The 5,320-nt window shown below is 38.5% G+C and carries 8 protein-coding genes; 7 read left to right on the forward strand and 1 reads right to left on the reverse strand.

Annotation, left to right across the window (positions count from 1 at the left end; all coding sequences use genetic code 11):
- Nucleotides 1–225: 225 nt before the first annotated feature.
- Nucleotides 226–753, forward strand: a complete 528-nt coding sequence (locus tag C7B62_RS25505) for a hypothetical protein (protein ID WP_146132201.1) — start codon at nucleotides 226–228, stop codon at nucleotides 751–753.
- 190 nt (nucleotides 754–943) lie between these two features.
- A complete protein-coding gene (locus tag C7B62_RS24235; RefSeq protein ID WP_233220136.1) occupies nucleotides 944–1,072 on the forward strand; it encodes a DUF3143 domain-containing protein in 129 nt (42 codons plus the stop codon).
- 10 nt (nucleotides 1,073–1,082) lie between these two features.
- Here the strand turns inward: C7B62_RS24235 and C7B62_RS24240 are convergent, their stop codons facing one another.
- A complete protein-coding gene (locus C7B62_RS24240; protein ID WP_106243770.1) occupies nucleotides 1,083–1,625 on the reverse strand; it encodes a TetR/AcrR family transcriptional regulator in 543 nt (180 codons plus the stop codon).
- Nucleotides 1,626–1,738: 113 nt separating this feature from the next.
- Here C7B62_RS24240 and C7B62_RS24245 point away from each other — a divergent pair, with 113 nt between their 5' ends.
- The 5 genes from C7B62_RS24245 to C7B62_RS24265 form a co-directional block, all read left to right on the forward strand.
- Complete coding sequence (locus tag C7B62_RS24245; RefSeq protein WP_106243773.1) at nucleotides 1,739–2,764, forward strand: glutathione S-transferase N-terminal domain-containing protein; 1,026 nt, start codon at nucleotides 1,739–1,741, stop codon at nucleotides 2,762–2,764.
- Nucleotides 2,765–2,938: 174 nt separating this feature from the next.
- Nucleotides 2,939–3,427, forward strand: a complete 489-nt coding sequence (locus C7B62_RS24250; RefSeq protein ID WP_106243777.1) for an SLOG family protein — start codon at nucleotides 2,939–2,941, stop codon at nucleotides 3,425–3,427.
- Between the two features lie 197 nt (nucleotides 3,428–3,624).
- Entirely contained in the window at nucleotides 3,625–4,065 is a 441-nt protein-coding gene (locus tag C7B62_RS24255; RefSeq protein WP_106243780.1) for a hypothetical protein, read from the forward strand.
- A gap of 176 nt (nucleotides 4,066–4,241) precedes the next feature.
- Complete coding sequence (locus C7B62_RS24260) at nucleotides 4,242–4,718, forward strand: hypothetical protein (RefSeq protein ID WP_106243784.1); 477 nt, start codon at nucleotides 4,242–4,244, stop codon at nucleotides 4,716–4,718.
- Between the two features lie 417 nt (nucleotides 4,719–5,135).
- Nucleotides 5,136–5,320: hypothetical protein (locus C7B62_RS24265; protein ID WP_146132202.1), on the forward strand; the 185-nt coding region annotated here is incomplete at its 3' end.

A 5,320-nucleotide genomic window follows, 5' to 3' on the forward strand; every position in this document is an offset into this window, starting at 1 on the left:
GCTTCTTTTCTAGGCAATCATTTTGGTCTTGGTAGTACTGAATTAGAACATCATGCTACCTATCTTGAACATTACTGGTCGTTATTAAATGAGGATATTAAGGTGTTTTTCCATGCAGTATATGAGGCTCAAAAGGCTGTTCAATATTTACTAGAGATAAGTAAAGTTTGATGAATCCTGGCGGATTGGAATAGTTAAAGTTAATTATTTATCCGCATTTCCAAAATGGATATCAATCAACACGGCGATTGGGCAAGCGGACGTTCCGTCCGCGCCCCTCGCCATCAAAATTCAACTAGGAAACTTGAATTGGAATCAAAGCTGGTTAGGATAGCCAAGCTAAACCACGTTAGTAAGCCCGATACAACTACTGCTGGGATGATTTACTGTGGTCGTCATCGGAGTCGAAGCTTTTCTCATTTTAATCCTTTAGATCTGGGTTTGGGCAATCCTTATTCTCACAAGAGGAGCAAAAATTGTATATGGCAAGTTAACAATCTAGATGAATGTTTGAGATGCTATCGACAGTGGCTTTGGAAGCTGATTCAGAACGAACATAGCCAAGAAAAATTGGCTGACTGGGAAAGGATGTATCTTTATCGATTCTTGCATTTATGTAGTATTTTAGATGGCGTTCACACTTTAGTATGTTTTTGCGTAAACACCAGTCACAATACCAAAAACACTCATATATCTTGTCACACACAAATATTGTGGAATGCTGCCGTGTGGTACGTTTCCCAAAGATTGTAAATTGTAACTGATGTTACGCACTCTTGAGCCAATGCAATTCACACATAACTTGTTGCAAAGCGGTAACATAAATACAATTTCTTAGAGCAAAATGGTTCATCTTATGTTTCAACAAGTCGGTTCTATAAGCTTGGGAAACCCAAGCATAGCCCGACTTCAATTTTAAGCATTCCAATTGGAAGGCAGCATATTGGATACTGAAGAATTGACGGTACGCTATTTTAACGCTCCTCAAGCCAGCCAAAATAATCTGAGTCGTTCGTTTAAGTATTCTCTCAGTCGCGGAGGTGTTGAAGAGGCTGTTTTTTTAGGATCATAGTTGGCAATTTTTAGTTTAGCAGTCTAGCTGGTAAAGATTCGAGCGCTCGCTCGAAAGGTTCGGTACTATCTAAAATTCTCACCAAAATTAATGCTCCTTGAACTGTGGCTATAGCATCGAGAGATCGCTTATGGGCAATTTCTGATTTAATTCCCGTCTCAGTTAATACTTGTGCTAAAGCCTGGATTAGCTCTTGCAGTCTTGCTTTTACTCGATCGTGAAATAATTTATCCGCTTCTCCGAAAGACATAATCGCTAAAAAACAAGCATTTTTACCATCTTTGTAAAATTCCGCCATGCTACTGCACATCGCCTGGATTTTTAATTCAGGCGTTCCTTCTCCTTGCAAAGTTTTTAACACCATCTTCTCAAACAGATCCGAAACATATTCTGAAACAACAGCAGCCATCTCAGATTTTCCACCAGGAAAATAGTGATACAGACTGGCTTTACCTAAACCACTGGCTTGGGACAACAAAGATAAGGTTGCACCTTCATAACCATATTGCCTAAAAGCTGGTACTAGCTTGATTATGGCTTCTTCTTTGGACATAAAAATAGAGAAACTCGATCGCATTTTTTGATTGCTTTGACATTTTACCGAACAATCGGTACAGTATAATTCAATAGAACGTTCGGTACAAAAGTTAAGCCTTGTTAAAAATTATGAAAATAATCGATTACGAACACATAGGAATTAGAGTTAGCGATCGCGCTGAAGCACTAGAATTTTACGCCAAGTTAGGATTTGTTGAGGAAAAATATTTACCTCAAGATAGTGCCAGTGAGCTAGTTACAGAAGATGGGGTTTATCTAAATTTAATTTTCAATGGAGCAAAACGCGATCGCAATATTTTGATGGATGAGGCAATCAAATATCCTGGAATTACTCACCCAGCCTTTATTGTTGAAGATTTAGATTTATTACTAGAAAAATTTCAGCAGGAAAACATCGAAGTTACTGAAGGACCAAAATATTTAGGTAAACGTCGCCGAGTCTGTTTTATCCGCGATCCTGATGGCAATGTCTTAGAGTTCGACCAAATATATCCCTATGCTAGCCAACCAAAAAATCAAGAGAATTTAACTATGAAACTATACGATTTGGAAGTCTCAGGAAATTGCTACAAGGTACGTTTATTTTTATCATTATTAAATGTTTCATACCAGCTTGTTCCAGTAGATTACATGGCGGGAGAACATAAATCACCAGAGTTTTTACAATTAAATCCTTTTGGACAGCTTCCTGTATTAGAAGACAATGGTTTAACTCTAAGAGACTCACAAGCAATTTTAGTTTATTTAGCCAAAAAACATGGCGGTGAAGCTTGGCTATCAAACGATCCTGGAGAGATGGCGCAGATAACTCAATGGTTATCAACCGCAGCTAATGAAATTGCTCGTGGTCCGAATGATGCTAGACTCAATCAAAAATTTGGTATAAATCTAAACTTAGAAGCAGCACAACAAAAAGCTGAGTCAATCTTAAATATTATCGAACAACACCTAAAACAGCACCAGTGGCTAGCTTTAGATCGTCCTACTATTGCCGATCTTGTCTGTTTCCCATACATTGCCTTAGCACCACAAGGTGGTGTCATGCTAAATAAATATCCTGCTATTAATCAATGGTGCGATCGTATTAAAAAACTACCTGGTTTTATTACTATGCCAGGAATTAAGGCTATTTAATAATCTAGTCGCAACATCTGCAAGCTATGTGTGAATTACATTGGCTCGAGAGTACGTAACATCAGATTGTAAGCAGGCATAGGGGGATCGCTTTGGAATGCCATGCACTAATTGATTTGAATAGATTGTAACCTTGTCAGGCGATGGTAACTGAAACATTACAGAGTTTAAACTATGATGATTTTAGGTTTTACGGGGCATCGACCTGCTTCTTTGCCTGGTAATTATTCCGATCGCACCAATCGAGCCTTATTAAATACAGCCGATTTTATTCTGGCTGAGTACGAGCCTACAAAGGTTATATCTGGTATGGCTTTAGGTTGGGATACTGCTGTGGCTGAATGTGCTGTAAATCGTGGCATTGGTTTAATTGCAGCAGTTCCATTTAAGTCTCAACCTTGCAGATGGCCCAAGTCTAGTCAGGAAAGATATCAAAGGCTTTTGAATAAAGCAGAGCGAATTGAAATTATTTCTGCTGGTGACTATAGCCTAAAGGCAATGCAGTTAAGAAATCAGTGGATTGTCAATTACTGCGATCGATTAATGGCGTTATGGCATCAGGGTAAGAGTGGAACGAAAAATTGTGTAGATTATGCTCTGACAATAAATAGACCAATATTCAACTGTTGGGCTACGTTCGGGTATTTTTATCATCAGTGTTAACCAACTGAAATTTAACATTCGGTCGAGAATTGTTCTATCAAAACGAGTTTAGAGAGGCACCTACTGTTTAGTCAGCAGTGGATGATTTTTTAGGGGCATAAACTCTAAGCGAGTTAGCCCGAACACAACTTTAGTCAAGTTGGTTGTGGTTCTGTCGAACCTAGTTAGGTGAAATTTTAAAATTAGGTTTACTAATTATGACTTATACAACTTATGCTCCCGCAGTTGTTCAGGCTCAAGGCTATGCGCCAAAAACGTCAGGTTATACACCTGCACCTGTTCCTGCTCAGAAGTATGCACCCATGCTTGGTCGAGTTCCTAATCAGACTCAGACTGTAGCACTGCCCAAGGCTTTAACAGAAGCTCAGATTGTATTCACAATTATAAATTCTGAAATAGCCAAGTTCAAACGCCAAGGTCAAAACGCTGATGCCAAAGCAATTAAACTAGCTTACCAACAGTACTACGCGGGTTGGACTAGACAGCAAATTTTACAAGCTGCTTTTGCACTCGTTGAGATTTATGACCAGCAAACTAGACAGTGGCGTTTGATTGCTAACGAACAAGAGTTACGCAGCAAACAGGTGCAATTTTCAAAGAGATATCACTATTTCAAGAATAAACGCGCCGTTGCTTAATCATGTCAGACAGATATTCAATTGAATATCTGTCTCAACCAAAGCTATACCTAATTTAAGGGTATAGCTTTTTTTAAAGAATCAAAGCAAGTGAAAATCTGCTAGGCAACTGCGCTAAAAGTGTAGATATGTAACCCTTTCGAGCCGAGTAGAGGTGAAAATCCTTATCTATATAGATGATAGAAATAACTGGAAATATTTTTGACCTGAATTCTTGGTCGCATAAACCTACTACTCCTGAAATTGCCTTATGCATCGCGACCAATGAAGTTATTAAAAAAGCTAATGCTCAGGCAGTGATGGGTGCGGGGATAGCGAAAGCTTTTGCTCTTGTTTATCCTCAACTACCGACAATTTTAGGTCGAAAGTTGGCTCGTTCGGGCAACCGAGTCCATTATCTTTTGACCGTTGGCAATCTACATATACTGTCATTTCCTACTAAACATCATTGGCGAGACTCTTCCGACTTATCTTTAATTGTCAATTCAGCCAAAACCTTGGCAGAAATAGCCAGGGTAAGATCTTCCTGCACTTTCGTTGTTACTCGACCTGGCTGTGGTTTAGGTTATTTACCTTGGTCTGTTGTCAGGAACTCGATCGCCCCTATACTGCCCGATCGCTGTTGGGTTATTGAACTATATCCTTTATATTGAATGATATTTTCAAAATGTCAAAAACTGCACTAATCTGCACAAATCTGCACAAAAAAACCAATCTTCGGTGCAAAATTACAGTTTTGGTTTGAATTAAACATTTCAGATAAGCATTTTTATCATATCTGGTTGCTAGTTTAAATTGCCGAAATTGTATCTATTCTGCACAGCTTTGTCTGATTCTGTTGCTGTTTGTGATAAAAATAACTCAGGCTATATCTCAAATAACAGACTCAATAAGTATTTCTGTTCGGAGCTTTGTTTTGATAGCAAGCAGTGCAAGTATCCGTACACTTAATATTTTTGTACCTAATGATTCAAACTTGCTGCTTGCCTGATTATTTGAACTCAAAATAAGCTATTTGGAAATTATCTACACAAAACAGTTGGATCTCAAAAAATGTTATCTATGTGATCTTGGTTGCACTCAAGTCAATTCAAACAAAGCCAAAATGTAATTTTATCTTTTGGCTGCGATCGCAAATGGCTCACTATCCTAACAGCAATGGCGAATTTAAAACTAAGCGGGTAGAAACTAAATGGTATCCATCAGACTTGGCAATTATTGATCGCCAAGCCAAACTATTAAACCTGACTAGAAC

Source organism: Pleurocapsa sp. CCALA 161 (assembly GCF_003003995.1).
Lineage (GTDB): Bacteria > Cyanobacteriota > Cyanobacteriia > Cyanobacteriales > Xenococcaceae > Waterburya.